This window comes from Streptomyces sp. NPDC006711 (genome assembly GCF_042869775.1).
In the GTDB taxonomy this organism is placed as follows: domain Bacteria; phylum Actinomycetota; class Actinomycetes; order Streptomycetales; family Streptomycetaceae; genus Streptomyces.
In genome coordinates this window covers 143,933-164,002 of the sequence record NZ_JBIAGO010000001.1, presented here as the reverse complement: position 1 = coordinate 164,002, position 20,070 = coordinate 143,933, and the positions used below count along the sequence as shown (strand labels likewise).

Sequence of the window (20,070 nt, the reverse complement as noted above, 5' to 3'; positions counted from 1 at the left end):
CAGACGGAGCCTCCTGACCAACGGCCCGCACGGCGGATCGGTTTCTTCCCTTCACTCTTTCGGCCGTACGAAAATAGGGCCGAACACGTCCCCGCGCCTGTGCGGTTTGGGATTGTATGGAGATCGTATGACGGTGTCCGCGGCGGGGTGTTCGGCATTCTCCGTCCCGCCTGAGAACCGTTCGGGTGATGTGGCGGAACCAAACCAGTTCGGTGAAGTTGACCAGGCAGTAGTACGGCGCAGTGGATATGGGCGCGGTACTGCACGTGCTCTCCACCAAGAAAAGGGAAGACCATGCTCAAGAAGGTTATGGCCGCGTCCGCCGCCGCCGTTTCGATTGTGGGCGCCACCGCCATGCTGGCCCCCCAGGCCATGGCCATCGGCAACGACACCGGCACGACCTCGCTCAGCGGCAACGGCGCGAAGCAGGCCTTCGGCAACTCGAAGACCGAAGGCGACATGAGCCCGCAGCTGTCGCTGGTCCAGGGCTCCCTGAACAAGCCGTGCATCGGCCTCCCGCTCAAGGCCGACATCCAGAACATCGTCGCCCTGGTCAACGTCGGCGTCCAGGACATCCCGATCCTGTCCTCGCCGCAGACGCAGCAGTGCACCGAGAACTCGACCCAGGCCAAGCGCGACGAGGCGCTGTCGCACATCCTGGACGACATCCCGGTGCTCTCGGGCAACGGCGCCTCCGGCAGCTGAGTCCCTGCCGCCGCTCGGGCCGCCGCGGTCCTCACATTGGGGCCGCGGCGGCCCGGATTCTTCGGCGCGCATCGCACGACGGCCGAGGGGGCGTGGCGCGAACAGCTGGTGCTCCTGCCATTTGGGTGAGGAAAGCGGCAGTGATGTTCCGTTTCGGTTTCCTTTGCCGGAATCAATCGTTACCAAGTCGTCAGCGGCTCCTTGGGCGAAAGCTCTGGCAACGCGCCGTGAGCAACGACTGGTTGCGCGACTTTTTGACTGAGGGAAGGAAAACCACGTGAAGTACATGAAGACTGCGACGGTTCTGACCGGCCTTGTCATCGCCGCGGGCGGTGCCGCCCCGGCGTTCGCCGACGCCGGTGCCGAGGGTGCGGCTGTCAACAGCCCGGGCGTTCTGTCGGGCAACCTGCTCCAGGTCCCGGTCCACGTCCCGATCAACGTCTGCGGCAACACCATTGACGTCATCGGGCTGCTGAACCCCGCGTTCGGCAACACCTGCATCAACAAGTGATGTAGCGCCAGGACTCTCCACTCTGATTTTGGGGCGTGCCCACCGCACGCCCCAAAGTCGGTTTCCCCCACTTTTCTCCGCGACGGAAGACAGTCCATTGCGCCAGGTCCTCAGTAAGACCCTGTTCACTGCCGTGGCAGCCACGAGCGTCCTTTCGATGAGCGCGAATTACGCGCAGGCCGCAGGCGCCGAATCCGAGAACGTGGGCTCGCCAGGTATCCTTTCGGGGAACACGATCTCGGCGCCCGTGGATGTCCCGGTCCAGGCGTGCGGGAATTCGGTGAACCCGGTCGGAGCGCTCAACCCGACCTTCGGGAACAACTGCGCGACGGTCTCGTCGTCCGCCGAGCGCGCGGCCGAGGCCGCCGAGACCGCCGAAATCGCCGCCGACCACGCGGGCGTGGGCGCCGACGACGGCCCGGGCGAGGACGCGGGGCGCCCCGGTGCCCCGTCGCAGGAGGCGTACGGCGACTTCCACGCGCGGGAGTACGCCGGGGCGTACGCCCCCGAGCGCCACCACCACCATCACCACGCGGGCGGCAGTCAGGCGCACAGCGTGACCAGCGGTTCCCCGGGTGTGGCGTCCGGCAACTCCGCGTCGGCGCCGGTCGATGTGCCCGTGCAGGCGTGCGGGAACACGGTGAACGTGGTGGGCCTGCTCAACCCGGCGTTCGGCAACCACTGCGCGACGCGGCCCGAGACCCCGCCCATGCACCGGTCCCACCACGCGTCCCCGCCGGTACGCCACGCCGCCCCGCCGGCCCACCGCGCGGCCCCGCCGGTCCACGCGGCCCCGCCCGTGCACCACGCGGCCCCGCCGGTTCACGCGGTTCCGCCCGTGCACCACGCGGCCCCGCCGGTCCACGCGGCACCCCCGGTTCACGTGGCCCCGCCCGTCCACGTGGCCCCGCCCGTGCACCACGCGGCTCCGCCCGTTTACCAGGCTCCGCCGGTCCGTCACGCGCCCCCGGCGCAGCACGCGCACCACGCGCCCCCGGCGTACGAGGTGGCCCCGCCCGCTCACCACGTGCTGCCGCCCCACCACTGCCCGCCGGGCCACGAGGTGCACCACGCGCCTCCGGAGCGGCACCTTCCGCCGGTTCACCAGGCCCCGCCCGTGCACCACGCGCCCCCCGTCCACGCGGCGCCCCCCGTGCACCACGGGACCCCGCACCACGCGCGGCACGCCGTGCCCGCGCAGCCCGTCGCCCGGGTCGTCGCGCCCGTGGCCGCCGCGCATCTGGCCGACACCGGGGCCGACCCCGCGCTCCTCGCGGCGGCCGCCGCCGGGGCTGCCGGGCTCGTGCTCGGCGGCGGCGTCCTCTACCGGCGCGGCCGGGCGATGGCCAAGGCCTGACCCGAGGCGTCCACCAGGACACCCGCACCGCGGCACATGACGGCCAAGGGCCCGGCTCCTCCCCAGGAGCCGGGCCCTTCGGCGTCCCCGCACGCACGCACGTCCGCACGCCCGCAACGCGCCCTGATGGCCCATCAGAGACAGTTTCCGCGGCGGCACATGGCGTACAGCCGTTCGGGGGGCTTCCGGCGTGGGCTGCTTAGCTTCCCTATCGGCGCAATAAGAATATTTTCCAACCGGGAACCCGGGGAGGTCCTTCGAACCAAGGGAGCGCGCATGCGTCGACGACGTCATCGAGCGGCCACCTTCACGACGAGCGTTCTGGTGGCGGGTGCTCTCTTCAGTCTCGCTCTGGCGCCCACGCCCACGCCCACGCCCACGCCCGACGCCCCGCCGCCGGCCCACCCCTCCGTCCAGAACTTCGGCGCGTTCCTGGACTCCGGCGTCCTCGGGGTGCGCCGGATCGCCGCCCTTGAGCAGTGGCTCGGCGGAGTGGACATCCGGGTCGGGCACACGTATCTGCCCGGCAACACCTGGAACGACATCGAAGGACGGGCCGGGTTCCTCGACGCCTGGGCCTCCTGGCGCAGGGAGCGCGACGACCGCACCCTCGTCCTGAACGTGCCGATGCAGGCGCTCAACGAGGCCGGGGTCCCCGACGTGCGGGTGCGGCGGCTGCTGGCCATGGGCGCGGAGGGGCAGTTCGACGAGCACTTCAAGCGGCTGGCCCAGCGGCTGGTCGACCTCAAGATCCCCGACACGGTGATCGTGCTCGGCTGGGAGATGAACGGCACGACGTACACCCACCGCTGCGGGCCCGACCCGGCGGCGTGGAAGGCGTACTGGAAGAACGCCGTGGCCGCCATGCGGTCGGTCCCGGGTCAGAAGTTCCGCTTCGACTTCGCGCCGAGCCGGGGCCGGGACGCGGTGCCGTGGACCGAGTGCTATCCGGGCGACGACGTCGTCGACATCATCGGCATGGACTCCTACGACCAGCCGCCGGGCCAGGACTTCGACCGGCAGGTCAAGGAGCCCTACGGCCTCCAGGAGCACGTGGACTTCGCCGCCGCGCACCACAAGCCCATCTCGTATCCGGAGTGGGGGCTTTTCCGCAACGGCGACAACCCCGAGTACATGCGCCGCATGCTGGCCTGGATGGACGCGCACAAGCCCGTCTACAACACCATCACCGACTACTGCCCGCACGGCGTGTGGGAGTGCGAGGACAACCCCCGTTCCGCCGAGGTCTACCGCACGCTCCTGTACGGCCGCCCCGCCGCCACCACGCAGCCTTCGGCGCCCGCGAGTGCGCAGCCCGCCGCCCCCGTGAGCCCGCCCTCGGCGCCGGCCAGCCCCCTGCCCTCGACCGCGCCGAACGCGAAGCCGGCCGCGCCGACGGCTCCCGAGGCGCCCGCCAAGTGCGCGCCGGTCGATCTCGGGTCGTGGGCGGAGTACTGGATCGGGGGCAAGCTGTGCCTGCGCTTCGACTGGTTCTCACGCAGGAGCTGAGGACCCGGCGGCGGGGCGGCTCCGCTCGTCCCGCCGCCTGCGCCAGGCGCGCGCCGCATCGCCCGCGCGGCGCCGCAGCCCCGCGTGCAGCGCGGCGGCCCACAGCAGCGCGACGGTGCGCCGCCGGGCGAGCAGGAAGCGCTGGTTGACCCGGACCTCGGGCCGCCAGTGCTGCTTGTACGGTTCGTTGCCGCGCAGCATGCTCAGCGCGCTCCGGCCGCTGCCGTCGACGCGCCGGGCGCCCGCTCGCAGCAGCATCGTGGCCACGTCCACCTTGCGGCCGCGCAGATCCGGGTGGGCCCCGTACAGGTAGCCGCCCGCGAGCGCGGGCGAGAGCAGGGTCAGATCGGATGCGACGACCTCGCCGTCGAGGCGGAACTCGGTGACCACCGCGTCCCCGTGCCGGGTCATCTCGCCCACCGCACGCGCCAGGTGCTCCTCGAAGCGCGGGCGGGTGTGCTCGGGGGTCACCCCGCGCCCCTGCCACTGGAGCCCGTGCAGGGCGAGCAGGGTGCGCAGGGCGCCGGGCACCTCGTCGGCCGGCACCTCGCGCTGCTCGATGCCCAGCGCGTCGATCTTCCGCAGCTTGGCGCGGGCGCGCTGGGCGCGGTTGGCGGGCAGCCGGGAAAGGAGGACGTCCATGCCGGCGGCGGGCAGTTCGAGACAGCCCGAATCCGTCAACCGGCGTTTGGGTCCTGGCCAGTTGGCGTGGACGCGTTCGGCTCCGGCGCCCTCGCGGACCTCGCCCAGGTCGATCAGGGCGCCCCGGGCCGAGCGCGCCAGGGCCTTCGTGAGAGCGGCCGCGGCCTCGTCGGCGTACGCGTCGTGCAGGAGGACGTCCGTGAAGTCGGAGATGGGCCCGCCGAGCGGCACCAGGGCGGGCAGCGGGCGCGGCACCCGCATCAGTGGCGCCGCGCCGACCAACTCCTCGCCCCGGTAGACCAGATGGACCCGAAGGCGCCCGGGCGTTCCGTACGAGAGCCACCACGAGTGCAGCCAGGCGTGACTCTGGAAAGGGGTGGCGGCGGCGCAACTGCGGTGCAGGCGGAGCCAGTTGGGCGCCAGGTCGGCGAAGGGCAGCTCCCCGGTGCACACCTCCACGCGGAGCTCGGACACTAGCCGACCTCCTGCGGTACGCAGGCCGCGCCGGCCGGTCCCGGGACCGACGCCATGAGCCCGGGCCCGGCGTCGTCGCGACGGCGGGGCCCGGTCAGCAGCGCGAGCCCGCCGAGCAGACCGCCCGCGCAGCCGCCCACCAGGGCGGTGAGCGAGGCCGAGGGGGAGGAGGGGGCGAGCGGCTTGGCGGCGCGCGAGAACTGCACCACGCGGACCCCGGTCTGCGCCTGGTTGTGCGTGCCGTTGACGCTCAGGGCGCGGGCCACCGCGTTGGCGATGCCCGCGGCGTCCGTGGCGCGCTCCGACGTGGCGGTGATCGCGATCATCGGCGCGTCGGGCGACGTCGCCGTCTGCACACTGTCGCGCAGGGTCGCGGCGCTGACCCCCGCCCACACCTGGGCGTCCCCGATGAGGGCGACCTCGGTCGCGACGCGTCCGTAGGCCTGCGCGAAGCCGAGCGCGACCGAGGGGTCCGCCTTCTGCGTGGGGGTGACCACGACATAGCTGGTCGCGCTGTACTCGGGCGTCTTCACCAGGCCGTACACGCCGCCCGCCATCGCACCGAGCAGCGCGCACACCGGCAACGGCCACCAGCGGGGCAGCGACCGGGCGCGCGGCCGGCCGCCGGTGCCGTGCGGCGGGCGCGGGCCTAGGGCTTGGCTCATCGGGTCTCTTCTTTCTCCGAGGTGTTCGTCGTGGGGTGCGCCGCGCCGGGAGCGGGCCCGGGCGCCGTGTCGTACGCCGTGTCGTACGCGGGTCGTGGCAGCGGCACGCGGGCCGCCGCCGCCTCGTACACCCGCACCAGCTGGGCGGAGGTCGTGGTGACGCAGTAGCGGCGCACCGCGTCGGGCACGGGCAGCCGGCCGGGGCCGGCCCGGCGCAGCTCGCGCAGGGCGCCGGTGAAGGCGGCGGCCGTGCGGCCGGTGCGCAGGGCGCCGGGCACGGATCCGGCCGGCAGGTCGTCGACGGCCGGGCAGGTCACGTACGCCACCGGGAGCCCAGCGGCGATCCCCTCCAGGACCGCGAGCCCGAACGCCTCGTCGCCCGAGGGCGAGGCCAGGCAGTCCACGGCGCTGAGCAGCCCGGGCAGGGCGGGGCCCGCACCCTCGGGGCCCGTGTCGTCCTGGGGGCACTCGCCCGCGAAGACCACCCGGCCGGCCACGCCGAGCCGGTCGGCGCGGGCCCGCAGGGCCTGTTCCTGGTCGCCGCCGCCCGCCAGCACCAGCCAGGCGCCGGGGAGTTCGGCGAGCGCGTCGAGCAGGACGTGGAAGCGTTTGCCCGCCGCGAGCCTGCCCACCGCGCCGATCGCGAACGCCCCGTCGGGCAGGCCCAGTTGATGGCGTACGGCCGTGCGCGCGGCGGGATCGAAGGCGAAGCGCGCCGCGTCGATGCCGTTCGGCACCACCTGGACGCGGTGCCGGGGCACGCCCCAGCGGACCAGGCGCCGGGCGATGGTGGGGGAGACCGCGACGGTCGCCGTGCCGAGCCGTTCGCTCGCCAGGTAGAGACCGCGCACGCCGGGGCCCAGCGGGCGGCCCTCCATGCGGGTCTCGCCCAGGGAGTGCTCGGTGGCCACGACGGTACGCACCCCGGCCAGCCGGGCCGCGAGACGCCCGTACAGGCAGGCCCGGTAGAGATGGGTGTGGACGACGTCGTAGTGGCCGCCCGCGATGAGCCGGGTCAGCCGGGGCAGCGCGGCCAGGTCGCGGTTGCCCGCCATGGCCAGGTCGCGCACCCGGCCGCCGTCGGCGACGATGGCGCGGGCCACGGCGCCGGGGTTGGTGAGCGTCACCACGTCCGCCTCGTAGGGCAAGTGCCGCAGCAGCAGCCGCAGTTGCTGCTCGGCGCCGCCGACGCCGAGGCCGGTGATGACGTGCAGGACCTTCACGAGCCCTCCGGCAGGTCGGTGGGGTCCTCGCGGCGCCAGCGGTGCAGACCGCGCTTGAGGCGCAGCCGCCAGGCGGTGTCGCGTTCGCCGACGTGGACGCGGGGCAGCGCGTAGCGGCCGGTGAGCGGGCCCGGGTCGATGGCGCAGGCGTACCGGTAGCCGGCCGCGCGGACCGCGTCGATGGCGCGTACGTCGACCGCGCCGTAGGGGTAGCAGAAGCCCGTCACCTCCTGCCCGGTGAGCTCCCCGAGCAGCCGGCGGCTGAGCTGGACCTCGCGGCGCAGGCTCTCCTCGTCGATGTCGGTCAAATCGAGGTGGCGCAGGCCGTGCGAGGCGACCTCCATGCCCCAGGTCGCGGCCCGCTGGATGCCGCGCTCATCGAGCAGGGGGCGGCGCGGGCCGAGCGGGTCCCATTCGTTGGTGGCGCCGAGCAGGCCCGGGAGCACGAACACCGTGGCCGTGTACTCGTAACGGCGCAGCAGCGCGAGGGCGTCGCCGGCGAAGTCGGCGTACCCGTCGTCGAAGGTGAGGCCGACCAGGCCCCGGGCGGTGCCGGCGGCGCGGGCCCGCAGCAGTTCGGCCATGCTCACCCCCCGCAGGCCCCGGTGGCGCAGCCAGCGCAGCTGGCGCTCGAAGCGGGGCGGCGAGACGGTGATGTGGTACGGATCGTCCGTGGTGTGGGACACCGAGTGGTACATGGCCACCCACAGCGGCGATGCGGGGCGGGGTCTCGAACCAGTCAGTGGACCCCGTGGGTCGCCGACTGCCGTGTCAACGGGCATGCCAGAGCTTTCGTGTGACGGGACGGAACAGCAGACAGAACTCCCTGACCCGCAGCAGACGGGCCACGACGGCGAAGGTGAGGACGGCGGCCGGCGCCCCGAGAGCGAGCGCGGCCAGCGGGTCGGACGAAGCGGACGCGCCCCACCAGCACGCGGCGGTCGCGCCGCACGCGGCCACCAGGAGACGGGCGAGCCCGCCGCCCACCCGGCGCACGGACAGAGCCGTACGGCGCCGCCCGCTGCCCCACAGGAGCAGCAGCGCGGTCAAGGTGATGCCGAGCGCGTTGGCGGCGGCGATGCCGGGCGCGCCCCACGCCGGGACGGCGAGCGCGCCGGCCACGGCGGTCGAGGCGAGCCCGGCCAGCATCGCGCAGGCCGGGAACCACAGGGGGCGCGCCTCGGAGAAGTAGGAGCGCGCCAGGACCCCGACGAGGGTCTGGCCGAGCAGACCGAGCGCGTAGACCCGCATCACGGCGGCGGTGGCCGCGGTGTCGTGGGCGGTGAACGCGCCGCGCTGGAACAGGAGATGGATGATCTGCGGCGCGCAGGCCACCACCACGGACGCGCCGGTCAGCACGATGGTGCCGGCCACGACCAGGTCGCTCTCCACGCGGCGCCTGGCCCGTTCGGTGTCGCCTGCGGCCAGGGCGCGCGCGATGACGGGGAAGGTGACCGTGCACAGCATCAGGGAGAGCACCATCGGCATCTGCGCCACCTTCTGCGCGTAGTTCAGATGCGAGATGGCTCCGGCGGGCAGCGGCGCCGCGAGGAAGCGCTCGATGAGGACTTGCGTCTGGCGGCTGAGCGCGAACACCACCACGGGCGCGACCAGCGCGAGCCGCAGAGCCCGCGCGGCGCTGTCGCCGGGCTCGCGGCGCGCGGCGGGCACAGCGGGCGGGCGCTCGCGGCGGCGCCAGCTGCGCCACAGCGCCGGGAGCTGTACGAGGATCATGAGGACGCCGCCGAGCGCGACCCCGGCGGCGGCGGCCCGCACCCCCCACACCCCGCCGAGCAGCAGGAGCAGCGCGATGATGCCCACGTTGTACGCGACGTAGATCGAGGCGGGCGCGAGGAAGCGGCCGTGGCCGCGCAGGGCGGCGCTCGCGTAGCCGGTGAGTCCGAAGGTGAACACGCAGGTCGCGGTCGCGCGGGTGCAGTCGACGGCGAGGTCGGCGCGGGGCAGCCCCGGCGCCAGGACCGCCACCACGGCGGGCGCGGCCGCGATCAGGGCGGCGGCGCCCACCATGAGGGCGAGCGTGAGCCGGGGCAGGGTGGCCGCGACCAGGGCGCGGACCGGATCGGGCCCGGGCCGCCCGCGCCGGACCAGGGCGAGGCTGAAGGCGGGGACCAGGACGAAGGCGAGCCCGTCCTCGATCAGCAGGGTCGCGGCGACCTCCGGGATCGTCCAGGCCACCAGGAAGGCGTCGGTGTCGGTGTCGGCGCCGAAGACGTGCGCGAAGGCCTGGTCGCGCAGGAGACCGAGGACGGCCCCGGCGACGGTGAGGGCGGCGGTCAGGAACGCGGCCCGCGCCAGCAGCCGCCCCGACGCGCCGGGTTCGGGGGGCGCGGCGGGCGCGGGAAGCAGCGGGGGAGCGGTCTCCGTCACGGCCGGGCCGCCTCTCGCGCCGCGAGCGCCCACCAGGCGGCGAGGCCGAGGACGAGCGCGGTCAGGGCGGTGGAGGGGCCGCCGATGTCCCCGTAGAAGAAGTCCACGAGGAGCCAGGTCAGCAGACCGGTGGCGACGAGCGCGCAGTCCAGCGGGGCGCCGTCGCGGCGCGCCAGGCGCAGCCGGCGCACCCCGGCGACCAGGAGCGCCGCCCAGCCGCCGACCAGGGTGACGACGCCGATGAGGCCCTGCTCGCTCAGGACCAGGAGGTACATGTTGTGCGGCGAGAGCAGGGGCTGGCGCTTGAAGGCGGCGCCGGCGCCCGCGGTGTCGCTTCCGGAGGACAGGGCGAGCGAGGAGTTCGCGTCACGGTGGGCGGGAAAACCCTTCAACCCGACGCCGGTGAGCGGAGATTGACGCCACATCAGTTCTGCCGCCGCCCACATCGTGTACCGGTCGGTGACGGACTGGTCGGGGGCGCTCTCGACCTGGGTGATGCTGGAGAGGCGTTCTTGGAGCATGTGGCTGCCCGAGCCGCTGGCGCCGACGAGGACGACGAGGGCGGCGGCGAGGGCCGCCAGGACGACGAGGGCGCGCCGGGCGCCGGAGAGGAACAGCGTCGCGCAGGACGCGAGGGCCGTGGCGATCCAGGCGCCCCGGCTGAACGACACTGCGAGCGGCAGGAGCAGCAGCGCGGCGCAGCTGAGCGCGGCGCCCCGGTGGGCGCGGCCGGCGCCGGGGTCGAGGGCGAGGCCGACGGCGCAGAGCAGCCCGCAGGAGACGACGGTGGCCATGCCCATGATGTCGGACGCGCCGAAGGTGCCGACCGCCCGGATGTCCTCGCCCATGTAGGAGGCGCCGGTGGACGTCAGGTACTGCTGGACGCCGATGCCGCCCTCGAACAGGGCGAGCGCCACCACGGCGCGGGCCGCGAGGCGGAAGTCGTCGCGGTCGCGCAGCAGGAGCAGCACGGCGAGCGGGACGAGCACGAAGATCTGGAGGTAGCGGCCGAGCCCGGCGACGGCGGTGGAGGCGTCGGCGGCGCCCGTCGCGGCGACGCAGATCCCGGTCACCGGGAGCCCCATGACGAGCGCGGCCCGCCGGCTCAGCGGCCGCTGCCCGCGGCGGACGACCTGGACCAGCGCCCACACCACGAGGACCCCGCACGCGGCGTCGGCGGCCGTCGCCGAGCCGTCGCCGCCCAGCGGTGGCGTGGCGAGCAGGACGATCACGGCGAGCAGGGGCAGCAGGCGCACGGCCCGGCGCGGGATCCTCGGGGAGAGCGGCGGCGCGGCCGCGAGGGCGTACACGCTCAGCTCCCGGTGGGACGGACGAGGCAGGCGGCGGTGCGCAGCAGGATGCACAGGTCCTGCCAGAGCGACCAGTGGTCGATGTAGTAGTTGTCGTAGCGGGCCCGGTCCTCGATGGAGGTGTCGCCGCGCAGCCCCTGGACCTGGGCGAGTCCGGTGAGGCCGACCGGCATCCGGTGGCGGGCCGCGTAGCCGGGGTGTGCGTTGCTGAACTGGGCGACGAAGAAGGGCCGTTCGGGGCGGGGGCCGACCAGGCTCATGTCGCCCCGGATCACGTTCCACAGCTGGGGCAGCTCGTCCAGGGAGGTGCGCCGCATGAACTGCCCGGCCCGGCTCATCCGGTGGTCGTCGGCGATGTTCCAGCGGGTGGCGGCCTCGTGCACGGTGTCGGGGCGCAGCGTACGGAACTTCAGAAGCGTGAACGCCTGCCCGCGCAGCCCGATGCGCTCCTGGCGGAAGAGGACCCCGGGCCCGTCGCTGCGGCGCAGGACCAGGGCGCACACCAGCAGGACGGGCGCTGCCGCGATCAGGGCGGGCACGGTGAGGGCCAGGTCGAGCAGGCGCTTGAGGCCGAGACCGACGGCGCCTGCGGGGCTGCTGGTGAGCGGCCGGCAGGGGAAGGCGGCCACTTCGTCGCTCTGCGTTCCGGGCGCGGTGTGGCCGGGGGCGCGGGTGTCGAGCTGCCACAGCGCGCAGCCCATGGCCTCAAGGAGCGCGGGCGCCACGGGAGTCGGCCCGCCCGCCTCGACGGCGTACGTGAGCAGGCAGTCCCGTACGCCGTTCTGGATGACGGCGCGCTGGACCTCCTCCACGCTGCGCAGGACCGGCACGGCCCCGGCCTCCACGCCCGTCTCGGACGGCGGCACGACGACGCCGACGGGACGGATGCCGCCTCGGGCCTGGCGCACCAGGGCGGCGCTGACGCGTACGGCGGTGGACGCGGGGCCCACCACCAGGGCGGGGCGCGGCCTGCGGGCCGCCTTGCGCCGCCGCAGCCACAGCGCGGCGCCGCGCCCGGCGCAGCTCGCCAGGATCTGCACCGCGCACCCGGCCGCCACCGCCGAGACCGCGAGCGGCACGTCGTCCGGCTCGCGCACCAGGACGCTGCGCTGGGTGAGCACGGCGGCCAGGACGCACCAGCCGGTCAGGGCGCGCGCGCAGAGCGCGGGCACGTCGCCGAGCACACCGCCCGCCATCACCGGCCGGTAGAGCCCGGCCTGGGCGTTGAGCGCGAGCACGGTGGCCACGAGCAGCCCTGCGGGCCCGGGCGGCAGTCCGGAGTAGGGCAGGACGAGGATGCCGAGCAGTCCGGCGGCGCAGTCGACGGCGAGCAGGACGGACACGAACGTGCCGCCCGTGCGCGGCCGTCCGGCCGGGGGGACGAAGTGGTCCGGCGCCTCGCGGGGCGTGACCACCGAGACGGTTCCCGTTGACATCCCGGTGCCGTGGGGCGGCCCCCCGGCGGACGGGACGATGCTTTCCGCGGTCACTGGCTGATGGGTTCCCTGTGCTCGGAGTGGAGCGGGGCGGCCACGTCGCGGTACACCTGCGCGATGCTCCGGGCCGTTCGCCGCACGTCATGGGTGGTGGTCACGTGCTCGTGCCCCTGGCGGGCGAGGCCGGCGCGCAGCGGGGCGTCCGCGAGCAGGCGGGTCAGGGCGCGCGCCAGCGCCCCCGGATCCTCGGGCGGTACGAGACAGAGCGGGGCGTGGCCCGGCGCCAGGCTCTCGGCGGAGCCCCCGACGTCGGTGACCACCACCGGCGTGCCGCACGCCATCGCCTCAAGCGGGGCCAGCGCCATCCCCTCCCAGCGAGAGGGCAGCACCACCAGGTCGGCCGCGCGGTACCAGGCGGCGGTGTCGGTGACCGGGCCGACCAGGGAGACCGAGCCGGGCGCCGCCGCGCGCAGCGCCGCCAGGTCGGGGCCGTCGCCGACCAGGACCAGATGGGCGCCGGGCACCGCGCGGCTCACGTCCCGCCAGGCCCGCAGCAGGACGTCCTGCCCCTTCTGACGGCACAGCCGCCCCACGCACACCACCAGGGGCGCGTCCGTGGCGGCGCGTGCCGTCTCGGGGGCGCGGTAGTGGTCGAGGTCGACGCCGTTGGGGACGACCGCGAACGACGCGAGGACCCCGGCGCGCTCCCCGGTGGCCCGCTCGCCCTCGCTGACGCACACCACGCGTGAGGTCCAGCGCACCGCCGCCCGCTCCCAGCCGCGCGAGAGCCACGCGGTGAGGCCGCCGACCGCCTCGAACGACCAGGCGTGCGGCTGGAAGACGGTGGGGACGGCGCCGCGCGCGGCCAGACGCCCGGCGACGCCGGCCTTGGCGCTGTGCGCGTGGATCACGTCGGGGCGCACCCGCCGGATGAGCCGGGCCGCCCGCCACGTCTCGCCGAGCAGCGCGGGGCCGGGCGAGCGCGTGGCGCGCCAGGCGCACACCCGGGCGCCCAGGCGCGACAGTTCGGTGCTCAACGGGCCTCCCTCGGGGCATGCCACGGTGACCCGGAATCCGCTGCGCAGCTGGTCCCGTACCAAGTCCGTGACGACTCGGGCTACGCCCCCTTCAACGGGCTGGACCAGGTGCAGGACACTCAAGTCGTCTGCGGGCCCCGGCCCATCGGGTCCGCCGGGGGCGTTGGCTCTCGTGGGCATGCGCGCTCACTCCGGTCCTCGCGCTCGAAATGAAAGCTGGACAAAAGCCTGACAAAGGTGACAAAGCTGGCAAAGGTGCTGTGGGACTCACGCGCAGAGCGGTCCCGCTCTTGAATTCCGCTTTACCGGTCGTGCGATTGCCGCGCAGTCACCGGGGGCCCCACGCGTCGAACGGCCCCGGGGCGAGGAGCACTGTAACCGTATTTACGACCCGGTCCTGTCATGAATGCGTGAACCGGAGTGTCCCTTCGGGCGATCTGCCGTATCTCATTGACGACCGGCTCGTTGTATCGGTGGCCGCTTTTCTACCCGGAATCTTTATTCGAATAGGAAAGGGCGGCACCGGGCATGGCCTGGCCTGCTCGGGCGGCGTCCTGGCAGGCCGGCGCCCCGGCAACACCCGCGTGAAGAGATGACCCGAAAGGGTGAAGTCCGCGGCGGGGGCCGCCATCCGTGGGTCCGGTACGAAACAAGCCGGTACGAAACAAGGCTCATGACCATCTTTTCGCCACCGGAAACCCGGGTTCACCCGTTAGGGGCAAAACCGGGCGCCTGGGGGCGCGTTGAGGTGTAGGTCGAGTGACACCACCCGGTCAGTGCCTTGCTCCCAAGGCCCATGACTTCCCGAACTAGGAGTGCTTCTCCATGTCGCGTACCGCGAAGGCCCTGGTCCTGTCCACCGCTGCCGTTGCCGCCATTGCCGGCGGGGCCGGCGTCGCCGCCGCCGACGCCGGCGCGCAGGGCGCGGCCACCAACTCCCCCGGCGTGCTGTCCGGCAACATGGCGCAGATCCCCGTGCACGTTCCGGTCAACGTCTGCGGCAACACGATCAACGTGATCGCCCTGCTGAACCCGGCCTTCGGCAACACCTGCGTCAACAAGTAGTAACCGCCACGGCCCCGGCCGCCCCTGCCAAGGGGGTGCCGGGGCTCTGTGCTGCCCGGTGCCGCTCGGATGGCGCAGAGCGCGCGACCGCGCCCGTGCCCGGGGTTGTGCCAGCTCCACGCGGCGCGTCGCGCGTGGCCCGGGTGCGTGGAGCGGCCGTGCGGTTGCGGAGGGTGATGGGTCCACGCACGGTGAAAGGACCGCCTGTCCCAGCGAAGGAGAGACCCTTTCATGCGCGCACGCACACCGCGGCGGCTGGCCGCAGTGGCCCTGTCGACCGCGATCGTCATCGCCACGGCCGGGTCGGCCGCGGCCGCCGACCCCGCGCCGCCGTCACCGGCCGCCACCCAGAAACCGGCGCAGGGCACCGGCGCACTGCTCCAGCAGGTCACGGCGCTGGCCGGCCTCGGGGGCGTGCTCAAGCCCGTCACCGATCTGCTGTCCGGTGTGCTGGGCGGCAAGTCGGCGTCCGACGTCTCGGCGCTCGCGGGCAAGGCGACGGAAGCCCTGGACGCCTCGAAGACGGCCACCCCGGCCATGATCGTGCCCTCCACCCCGGCCATGCCGTCCGCCCCGGCCGCCCCGTCCACCCCGGCCGTCCCCGCGAGCCCGGCCGCGCACGCCAAGCCCGCGACCCCGGCCGTCCCCGCCGTCCCCGCGACGCCCGCGACCCCGGCCAAGCCCGCCACCCCGGCCGCCCCCGCCGCCCCGGCCACTTCCGTGCTCTCCACCCGGCCCTCGGCTCCGCTGGGCGGGCCCGAGGAGGCCGCCGGTCCTGCGGACGTCAGGGCCGAGGCCGTCTCCGCGCTCAGGAAGTCCGTCGACGACCTGGTCAAGGCCGCCACGAGCACCGACGCCGCCCGTGTCGTACCGGCCGCGAACTCCGTGGTCAGTGGCCTCGTCGGTGTCGTCGTCGCCACGGTGCTCGGCGCGGGGCTGCCCGTGCCCGACCTCCCGGGCCTGCCCGAGCACCCGGCGAGCGCACAGCCGGCGGCGCCGCCCAAGCTGCCCGCCTGAGTCGTTCGCCCCTGAGCCGTACCGCACAAGCGCCGGACCGGAAACGGATCCGGCGCTTTCCGTTGTGCGGGTTCCTACGGAAATCGATGAACGTACGCCAATGAGAACTGTCGGGGAATCCCGCCCCAATCCGGGCCGAAAGGGTTTCCCGACTGTCCGGGAGTCGTTACCCAGAGCGAAGCATCGCAAAGCGATCAGGGATACGTGCGGCACCGCCAAGGCGCGTGTCATACGGCCGATTCGGCGATCGAACTCGCCGCGGAAGGATTGATGATGAAGTCGATGAAGGCAGCCGCGGCGGTTGCCGGTTCCCTCGCGGTCATGGGCGCGGCGGCTCCGGCCTTCGCCGCCGGCGCCACGCCCCCCATGCCGCCCATGAGCCTCAACGCCGGGCTCGACGCGCTGACCGCCCACATGGCCAACGACCCCCTGGCCGACGCGGCTCCCGTCCAGACCAACCTGCTCGACCCCAAGTCGGACGGCTCGCTGCTGCACTCGGCGGCCGGCGCCGCCAAGGACCTCAACAAGACCCATGGCCATTCCGGGCCCGGCAAACTGCTCGGCGGCCTGCCCATCGGCTAGCCGACGCCACCCGGGGTGCCGCAGGTGCCCTCGCGGCCAGCGTCATGGCTGGGCGGCTCCGGGGAGTTGGGGATTCCCGGGGCCGCTCACGCATGTCCGGGCCCGGCCGTGGCAGCCCGGCGCTCCAAGCGGCTTCCCCGTGATCCGCCGCGCCCTGCGGCGTCCCGCCGCGCCCCGCAAAAGGCGTTTCATCCGGATGAGTGACAGCTGCGAAGGGCTCGGCCCGTAATGTCCTAGAGTCCCGCCATGACTTCATCCACCAGTGCCGTACAGCCTTCCAGGGCCGCCCTGTTGGGCTCGCTCATCGTCATCGCGTGGAGCGGCGAGCACCCCGACGAGTCCGGCGACGTGCCCTTCCTCATGGCGTACCCCCTCGGCGACGGCGTCCAGGGCCCCGAGGGCGCCGAGGTCGCGGCGCGGTCGTTCCTCGACGAGATCGGCATGCCGGCCGGCAGTGTGGTCGACCAGAGTCACGGCGGCTCGTTCCCGCTGACCCTGATCGTGCAGGCCGGCCGGGCCGTCCTGACCCTGCCGACCATGACCGTCCAGTGCCCCGTGCCGCCCGAGTGGCTGGTGGCCGCCGAGGCGCGCGGCACCGTCCAGTTCATGTTCGCCACCCGCTCCTGGCCCGAGGCCGTGCCGGGCGTCGCCGTCAGTGACGAGCAGTTGAGGGCGTTCGCGGGCGACGAGGCCACCATCACCACCGCCGGCCACTGCCTGCTCCCCATCCGCCGCCTGCGCGGCTGAGCCCCGCCGGACGAGAACGGAACGGAAGACGACACCGATGCCCTTCCCCGGGACGCTCCAGGAGCCGGCGGCGGTCACCGACTCGTCCGGACCGCCGCCACCGGCCGGCGCCGCCTTCGGTGCCGGCCGCGGCTTCGCCTGGCTGGTCGTGCTCACCGGCGCGGCGGGCCTGCTGGCCTCGTGGGTGATCACGCTCGACGAGTTCGAGCTGCTGCGTGACCCCGGCTTCGTCCCCGGGTGCAGCCTCAACCCGGTGATCTCCTGCGGCAACATCATGAAGAGCGCGCAGGCGTCCGTCTTCGGTTTCCCCAATCCGATGCTGGGCCTGGTGGCGTACGGGATCGTGTGCTGCGTGGGCATGAGCCTGCTCGGTGGCGGCCGGTTCGGACGCTGGTACTGGCTGACGCTGAACGCGGGGGCCGCCCTCGGCGTCGCCTTCGTCAGCTGGCTCCAGTTCGAGTCGCTGTACCGCATCGACGCGCTGTGCCTGTGGTGCTGTCTGGCGTGGGTCGCCACCATCGTGCTGTTCTGGCGGGTCACCACGCTCAACGTCGTCAAGGGCGCGCTGCCCGCGCCGAGTTGGGCCCGCGGCCTGTGCGCCGAGTCCGGCTGGGCGGCGCCGGTGGTGCACATCGGGGTGATCGCGATGCTGATCCTGACCCGCTGGTGGGACTTCTGGACGGGCTGAAGACAGGTTGAGACGGGTTGAGACGGGCTGAGACGGCATGGGATGTCACGAGACGGCCTGAGACCGCACGAGAGGGGCTGATCCGGGCCGAGCAGGAACGTTGGGCCAACCGCGTGAAAACAGGTCCCGCCCCCGACACGCGTACCCACCTCGGGCGTTGACCCCAGCGACCAGTCGCATGGTTGAAGCCTCCCCGGGCCGTGCGCCCAGTACCGGCCCGGGGAGCGCCGGCGGCTCCGATGGGCGCGCGGCGGCCGTTTCCTGCGCCGGGGGGCCTCGTTGAACCCGGCATCGGACAAGGAGAGCGGACGCTCGGACGGGCCCCGGAACCAGGACGGTTTCCGGGGCCGACGCATGTGCCGGCCCCGTCCGCGCGAGCGAGCACGAGGGAGACGCCCATGAACGACGCGACACACTTCTGGCGCGCACGACGGACCGGCCGCACCCGCCCCCGGGGCCGCGCCCCCGAGCCCACGAGGCCCGGCGCGCCCCCGCCCCGTACCACCTGGCGCATCGCCCGGCGCGGTCTGCTGCGCGCCCTGTTCGCCTCGGCGGCCGTCGCCTTCACCGGCGCGGCGCTCTCCCGCATCCCCTCCGCCACCACGGCCGACGCCACAGCCGACGCCACGGACCCCGGTTCCGCCGCCCCGGTGCCCGAGGGGACCCTCTTCGACGAGATGTACGCCGGCCACCGCATCCAGGGCCGCCCCCTCGGGGCGGACGGCTCCGAGGCCGCCGTGTTCGTGGACGACCGCCAGCTCATGCTGATGCGCCGCGCCGACGGCAGCTATCTGAGCTCCGTCGACCACTACGAGTCGTACGCCACCGCACGCGAGGCCGCCCGCGCCGCCGCCGCCGAGCTGGGCCGCGCCCGGCTGGCGGCGGTGCCCGTGCACGCGGGCCACGAAGGGGGAGCCGTCCGTGGTGTACACGCGTAAGAACCAGCGGAACCTGACGAGCGCCGAACGCAGGGCCTTCGTGAACGCCGTGCTCGAACTCAAAAGGCGCGGCGAGTACGACACGTTCGTACGCACGCACATCGACTTCTACGTCTCGGACGGCGACCGGGGCCTGCGGGTGGCGCACATGGCGCCGTCCTTCCTGCCCTGGCACCGCCAGTTCCTGCTGGAGTTCGAGCGGGCCCTGCGCAAGGTCAACCCCCACGTCACCGTGCCCTATTGGGACTGGACCCGCGACAGTTCGCCCGCGTCGTCGCTGTGGGGCGAGGACTTCATGGGCGGCAACGGCCGCCGGGGCGACCTCCAGGTGATGACCGGCCCCTTCGCGCACGCCCACGGCGCCTGGGACGTCACCGTCAATGTCACCGAGGAACGCTTCCTGACCCGGGACCTGGGCCGCCCCAAGGACCCCATGAAGCTGCCAGCCGCCGCCGACGTCGCCCACGCGCTCGCGGACCCCGTGTACGACGTCTCGCCCTGGAACTCGATGAGCGGGACCGGGTTCCGCAACAAGATCGAGGGCTGGACCAACGCGTCGGGCAACGCCCGCTTCCGTACGCACAACCAGGTGCACCGCTGGATCGGCGGGCTCATGCTCGGCGGCGCCGCCGTCAACGATCCCGTGTTCTGGCTCCACCACGCCTTCGTCGACAGCCTCTGGTCGCGCTGGCAGGCCGCCCACCGCCGCTCCAAGCGCTATCTGCCGGACGCGCCGCCGCCGTTGGGCGACCCCCAGCACGGCCGGGTGGCGGCCCTCCACGACCCGATGCCCCCGTGGAACGTGGCGCCGGCGGCGCTCTTGGACCACAGCCGCATCTACCGGTACGCCTGACACGGCGACGGCCTCCCGGGGGGAGAAGTCCGGGAGGCCGCAGGCACCGTTGGATCAAACGCCCGGCCGGGCCGTCACGAGGACGGCCGGCCGGGACCGGGAGGCGTCAGCCCCCGTAGCCGCCACCGTGGTGGTGGAGGAGGTGGGAGTCGTTGACGCAGGTGGTGCCGAACACCGGGTTCAGCAGCCCGATGACGTTGATCGAGTTGCCGCAGAGGTTGACCGGGATGTGCACCGGCACCTGGAGCACGTTCCCGGAGAGGACACCGGGGGAGCCGGACGCGACGGCCTCGGCGCCGGCGTCGGCAGCGGCCATACCCGCACCGGCCAGCGCCACCGCGCCCGCTCCGGCGACGACGGCGGCCGTCTTCGCGATACGAGACATCAAAGTTCTCCTTGAATGGACACGCGACCGCAGACACGCAGTCGTCATGTCACTTCAACGTGTCGATCGGCCATAGGTAACGGACACCAAGGAGCAAATCGGTTCCTCCGTGAGCGGAACCGGGACCGGCCGCCGCGCGTCGGGCCGAGCGCTGTGCTCCTCGCCGTACTTCCCGCGTGCGGCGCGCCGGGACAGCGCGACCGCCGCCGCCCCCGTGACGACCGCGCCCACGCTCAGGGCGCCGAGCAGCGAGGCGTTCGCGTCGGCGCCGGTGTCGGCCAGGGTGGGCCGCTGGGGCGCCGCGCGGTGGCCCGCGGCGTGCGCCGTGTACCCCGTGCCCAGCGTGGCGACCAGCCCCGCGACGACGGCGGCCCGCGCCACGGGACCTGAGAACTTGTCCATGCCTGCGACCCTTCAACGGGAAATCCAAAGGGGGGATCAGATGCTGATACGCATAATTGGGATCCGCCTCCCGGGGATGCCCGGGCCACGCGAGCCGCACGGCGGGGACCACCCGTCCGGCCCACCCCGCGCCCCC

21 protein-coding genes are annotated in these 20,070 nt (G+C 73.8%); 11 read left to right on the top strand and 10 right to left on the bottom strand.

The features are described from left to right. Positions 1-294 precede the first annotated feature (294 nt). The 4 genes from ACFYM2_RS00755 (at position 295) to ACFYM2_RS00740 (ending at position 4,082) form a co-directional block, all read left to right on the top strand. On the top strand, positions 295-705 hold the full coding sequence (locus ACFYM2_RS00755; RefSeq protein ID WP_350231047.1) for a rodlin: 411 nt from the start codon (positions 295-297) through the stop codon (positions 703-705). Positions 706-991: 286 nt separating this feature from the next. Beyond that, the gene (locus ACFYM2_RS00750; protein ID WP_358994812.1) at positions 992-1,216 is read left to right on the top strand and encodes a chaplin; all 225 of its coding nucleotides are present in this window, start codon (positions 992-994) and stop codon (positions 1,214-1,216) included. 157 nt (positions 1,217-1,373) lie between these two features. Beyond that, the gene (locus ACFYM2_RS00745) at positions 1,374-2,573 is read left to right on the top strand and encodes a chaplin family protein (protein WP_388832224.1); all 1,200 of its coding nucleotides are present in this window, start codon (positions 1,374-1,376) and stop codon (positions 2,571-2,573) included. A 276-nt stretch (positions 2,574-2,849) separates the two neighbouring features. Then, positions 2,850-4,082, top strand: a complete 1,233-nt coding sequence (locus ACFYM2_RS00740; protein ID WP_388832221.1) for a glycoside hydrolase family 26 protein — start codon at positions 2,850-2,852, stop codon at positions 4,080-4,082. Here the strand turns inward: ACFYM2_RS00740 and ACFYM2_RS00735 are convergent. From ACFYM2_RS00735 to ACFYM2_RS00700, 8 genes are read right to left on the bottom strand one after another with little or no spacing between them, the layout of a single operon-like run. Next, on the bottom strand, positions 4,068-5,198 hold the full coding sequence (locus ACFYM2_RS00735) for a GNAT family N-acetyltransferase (RefSeq protein WP_388832218.1): 1,131 nt from the start codon (positions 5,196-5,198) through the stop codon (positions 4,068-4,070). The genes ACFYM2_RS00740 and ACFYM2_RS00735 overlap by 15 nt on opposite strands. Next, positions 5,198-5,863, bottom strand: coding sequence for a lipopolysaccharide biosynthesis protein (locus tag ACFYM2_RS00730; protein WP_358994660.1), 666 nt, complete (start codon positions 5,861-5,863; stop codon positions 5,198-5,200). Before ACFYM2_RS00730 ends, ACFYM2_RS00735 begins: the two co-directional genes overlap by 1 nt. Further along, complete coding sequence (locus tag ACFYM2_RS00725) at positions 5,860-7,086, bottom strand: glycosyltransferase (protein WP_388832215.1); 1,227 nt, start codon at positions 7,084-7,086, stop codon at positions 5,860-5,862. Before ACFYM2_RS00725 ends, ACFYM2_RS00730 begins: the two co-directional genes overlap by 4 nt. Next, positions 7,083-7,868, bottom strand: coding sequence for a polysaccharide deacetylase family protein (locus ACFYM2_RS00720; protein WP_388832213.1), 786 nt, complete (start codon positions 7,866-7,868; stop codon positions 7,083-7,085). The genes ACFYM2_RS00725 and ACFYM2_RS00720 overlap by 4 nt, the downstream gene beginning before the upstream one ends. After that, entirely contained in the window at positions 7,858-9,474 is a 1,617-nt protein-coding gene (gene murJ, locus ACFYM2_RS00715; RefSeq protein ID WP_388832210.1) for a murein biosynthesis integral membrane protein MurJ, read from the bottom strand. The genes ACFYM2_RS00720 and murJ overlap by 11 nt, the downstream gene beginning before the upstream one ends. Next, positions 9,471-10,784: an O-antigen ligase family protein gene (locus ACFYM2_RS00710; protein WP_388832207.1), complete on the bottom strand. Its 1,314-nt coding sequence runs from the start codon at positions 10,782-10,784 to the stop codon at positions 9,471-9,473. The genes murJ and ACFYM2_RS00710 overlap by 4 nt, the downstream gene beginning before the upstream one ends. Positions 10,785-10,786: 2 nt before the next feature. Then, complete coding sequence (locus ACFYM2_RS00705; protein WP_388459793.1) at positions 10,787-12,220, bottom strand: sugar transferase; 1,434 nt, start codon at positions 12,218-12,220, stop codon at positions 10,787-10,789. Between the two features lie 50 nt (positions 12,221-12,270). Then, a complete protein-coding gene (locus tag ACFYM2_RS00700; protein WP_388832204.1) occupies positions 12,271-13,437 on the bottom strand; it encodes a glycosyltransferase in 1,167 nt (388 codons plus the stop codon). Positions 13,438-14,082: 645 nt separating this feature from the next. Here ACFYM2_RS00700 and ACFYM2_RS00695 point away from each other — a divergent pair. The 7 genes from ACFYM2_RS00695 (at position 14,083) to ACFYM2_RS00665 (ending at position 19,147) form a co-directional block, all read left to right on the top strand. Beyond that, positions 14,083-14,322, top strand: a complete 240-nt coding sequence (locus tag ACFYM2_RS00695; protein WP_358994678.1) for a chaplin — start codon at positions 14,083-14,085, stop codon at positions 14,320-14,322. Positions 14,323-14,553: 231 nt separating this feature from the next. Beyond that, entirely contained in the window at positions 14,554-15,339 is a 786-nt protein-coding gene (locus ACFYM2_RS00690; RefSeq protein WP_388832201.1) for a hypothetical protein, read from the top strand. A gap of 273 nt (positions 15,340-15,612) precedes the next feature. Next, on the top strand, positions 15,613-15,921 hold the full coding sequence (locus ACFYM2_RS00685; RefSeq protein ID WP_388832199.1) for a hypothetical protein: 309 nt from the start codon (positions 15,613-15,615) through the stop codon (positions 15,919-15,921). Positions 15,922-16,167: 246 nt separating this feature from the next. Then, positions 16,168-16,668, top strand: coding sequence for a DUF5949 family protein (locus ACFYM2_RS00680; protein ID WP_350231034.1), 501 nt, complete (start codon positions 16,168-16,170; stop codon positions 16,666-16,668). A gap of 37 nt (positions 16,669-16,705) precedes the next feature. Then, positions 16,706-17,356 (top strand): vitamin K epoxide reductase family protein, encoded by a 651-nt coding sequence (locus ACFYM2_RS00675; protein ID WP_388832196.1) that lies wholly within the window; start codon positions 16,706-16,708, stop codon positions 17,354-17,356. A 398-nt stretch (positions 17,357-17,754) separates the two neighbouring features. Beyond that, positions 17,755-18,294, top strand: coding sequence for a tyrosinase family oxidase copper chaperone (locus ACFYM2_RS00670; protein ID WP_388832193.1), 540 nt, complete (start codon positions 17,755-17,757; stop codon positions 18,292-18,294). Next, a complete protein-coding gene (locus ACFYM2_RS00665; RefSeq protein ID WP_358994693.1) occupies positions 18,278-19,147 on the top strand; it encodes a tyrosinase family protein in 870 nt (289 codons plus the stop codon). The genes ACFYM2_RS00670 and ACFYM2_RS00665 overlap by 17 nt, the downstream gene beginning before the upstream one ends. A 106-nt stretch (positions 19,148-19,253) precedes the next feature. On the opposite strand, the gene ACFYM2_RS00660 is transcribed toward ACFYM2_RS00665, so the two are convergent. Both ACFYM2_RS00660 and ACFYM2_RS00655 read right to left on the bottom strand, forming a co-directional pair. After that, the gene (locus ACFYM2_RS00660; RefSeq protein ID WP_358994695.1) at positions 19,254-19,532 is read right to left on the bottom strand and encodes a chaplin; all 279 of its coding nucleotides are present in this window, start codon (positions 19,530-19,532) and stop codon (positions 19,254-19,256) included. A gap of 54 nt (positions 19,533-19,586) precedes the next feature. Beyond that, entirely contained in the window at positions 19,587-19,934 is a 348-nt protein-coding gene (locus ACFYM2_RS00655) for a hypothetical protein (protein ID WP_388832190.1), read from the bottom strand. Positions 19,935-20,070: the final 136 nt, after the last annotated feature.

Coding starts and splice junctions, on each gene's coding strand:
- ACFYM2_RS00755 (WP_350231047.1), top strand. CDS start 295: ATGCTCAAGAAGGTTATGGCCGCGTCCGCCGCCGCCGTTTCGATTGTG.
- ACFYM2_RS00750 (WP_358994812.1), top strand. CDS start 992: ATGAAGACTGCGACGGTTCTGACCGGCCTTGTCATCGCCGCGGGCGGT.
- ACFYM2_RS00745 (WP_388832224.1), top strand. CDS start 1,374: ATGAGCGCGAATTACGCGCAGGCCGCAGGCGCCGAATCCGAGAACGTG.
- ACFYM2_RS00740 (WP_388832221.1), top strand. CDS start 2,850: ATGCGTCGACGACGTCATCGAGCGGCCACCTTCACGACGAGCGTTCTG.
- ACFYM2_RS00730 (WP_358994660.1), bottom strand. CDS start 5,863: ATGAGCCAAGCCCTAGGCCCGCGCCCGCCGCACGGCACCGGCGGCCGG.
- ACFYM2_RS00720 (WP_388832213.1), bottom strand. CDS start 7,868: ATGCCCGTTGACACGGCAGTCGGCGACCCACGGGGTCCACTGACTGGT.
- ACFYM2_RS00705 (WP_388459793.1), bottom strand. CDS start 12,220: ATGTCAACGGGAACCGTCTCGGTGGTCACGCCCCGCGAGGCGCCGGAC.
- ACFYM2_RS00700 (WP_388832204.1), bottom strand. CDS start 13,437: ATGCCCACGAGAGCCAACGCCCCCGGCGGACCCGATGGGCCGGGGCCC.
- ACFYM2_RS00695 (WP_358994678.1), top strand. CDS start 14,083: ATGTCGCGTACCGCGAAGGCCCTGGTCCTGTCCACCGCTGCCGTTGCC.
- ACFYM2_RS00690 (WP_388832201.1), top strand. CDS start 14,554: ATGCGCGCACGCACACCGCGGCGGCTGGCCGCAGTGGCCCTGTCGACC.
- ACFYM2_RS00685 (WP_388832199.1), top strand. CDS start 15,613: ATGAAGTCGATGAAGGCAGCCGCGGCGGTTGCCGGTTCCCTCGCGGTC.
- ACFYM2_RS00680 (WP_350231034.1), top strand. CDS start 16,168: ATGACTTCATCCACCAGTGCCGTACAGCCTTCCAGGGCCGCCCTGTTG.
- ACFYM2_RS00675 (WP_388832196.1), top strand. CDS start 16,706: ATGCCCTTCCCCGGGACGCTCCAGGAGCCGGCGGCGGTCACCGACTCG.
- ACFYM2_RS00670 (WP_388832193.1), top strand. CDS start 17,755: ATGAACGACGCGACACACTTCTGGCGCGCACGACGGACCGGCCGCACC.
- ACFYM2_RS00660 (WP_358994695.1), bottom strand. CDS start 19,532: ATGTCTCGTATCGCGAAGACGGCCGCCGTCGTCGCCGGAGCGGGCGCG.
- ACFYM2_RS00655 (WP_388832190.1), bottom strand. CDS start 19,934: ATGGACAAGTTCTCAGGTCCCGTGGCGCGGGCCGCCGTCGTCGCGGGG.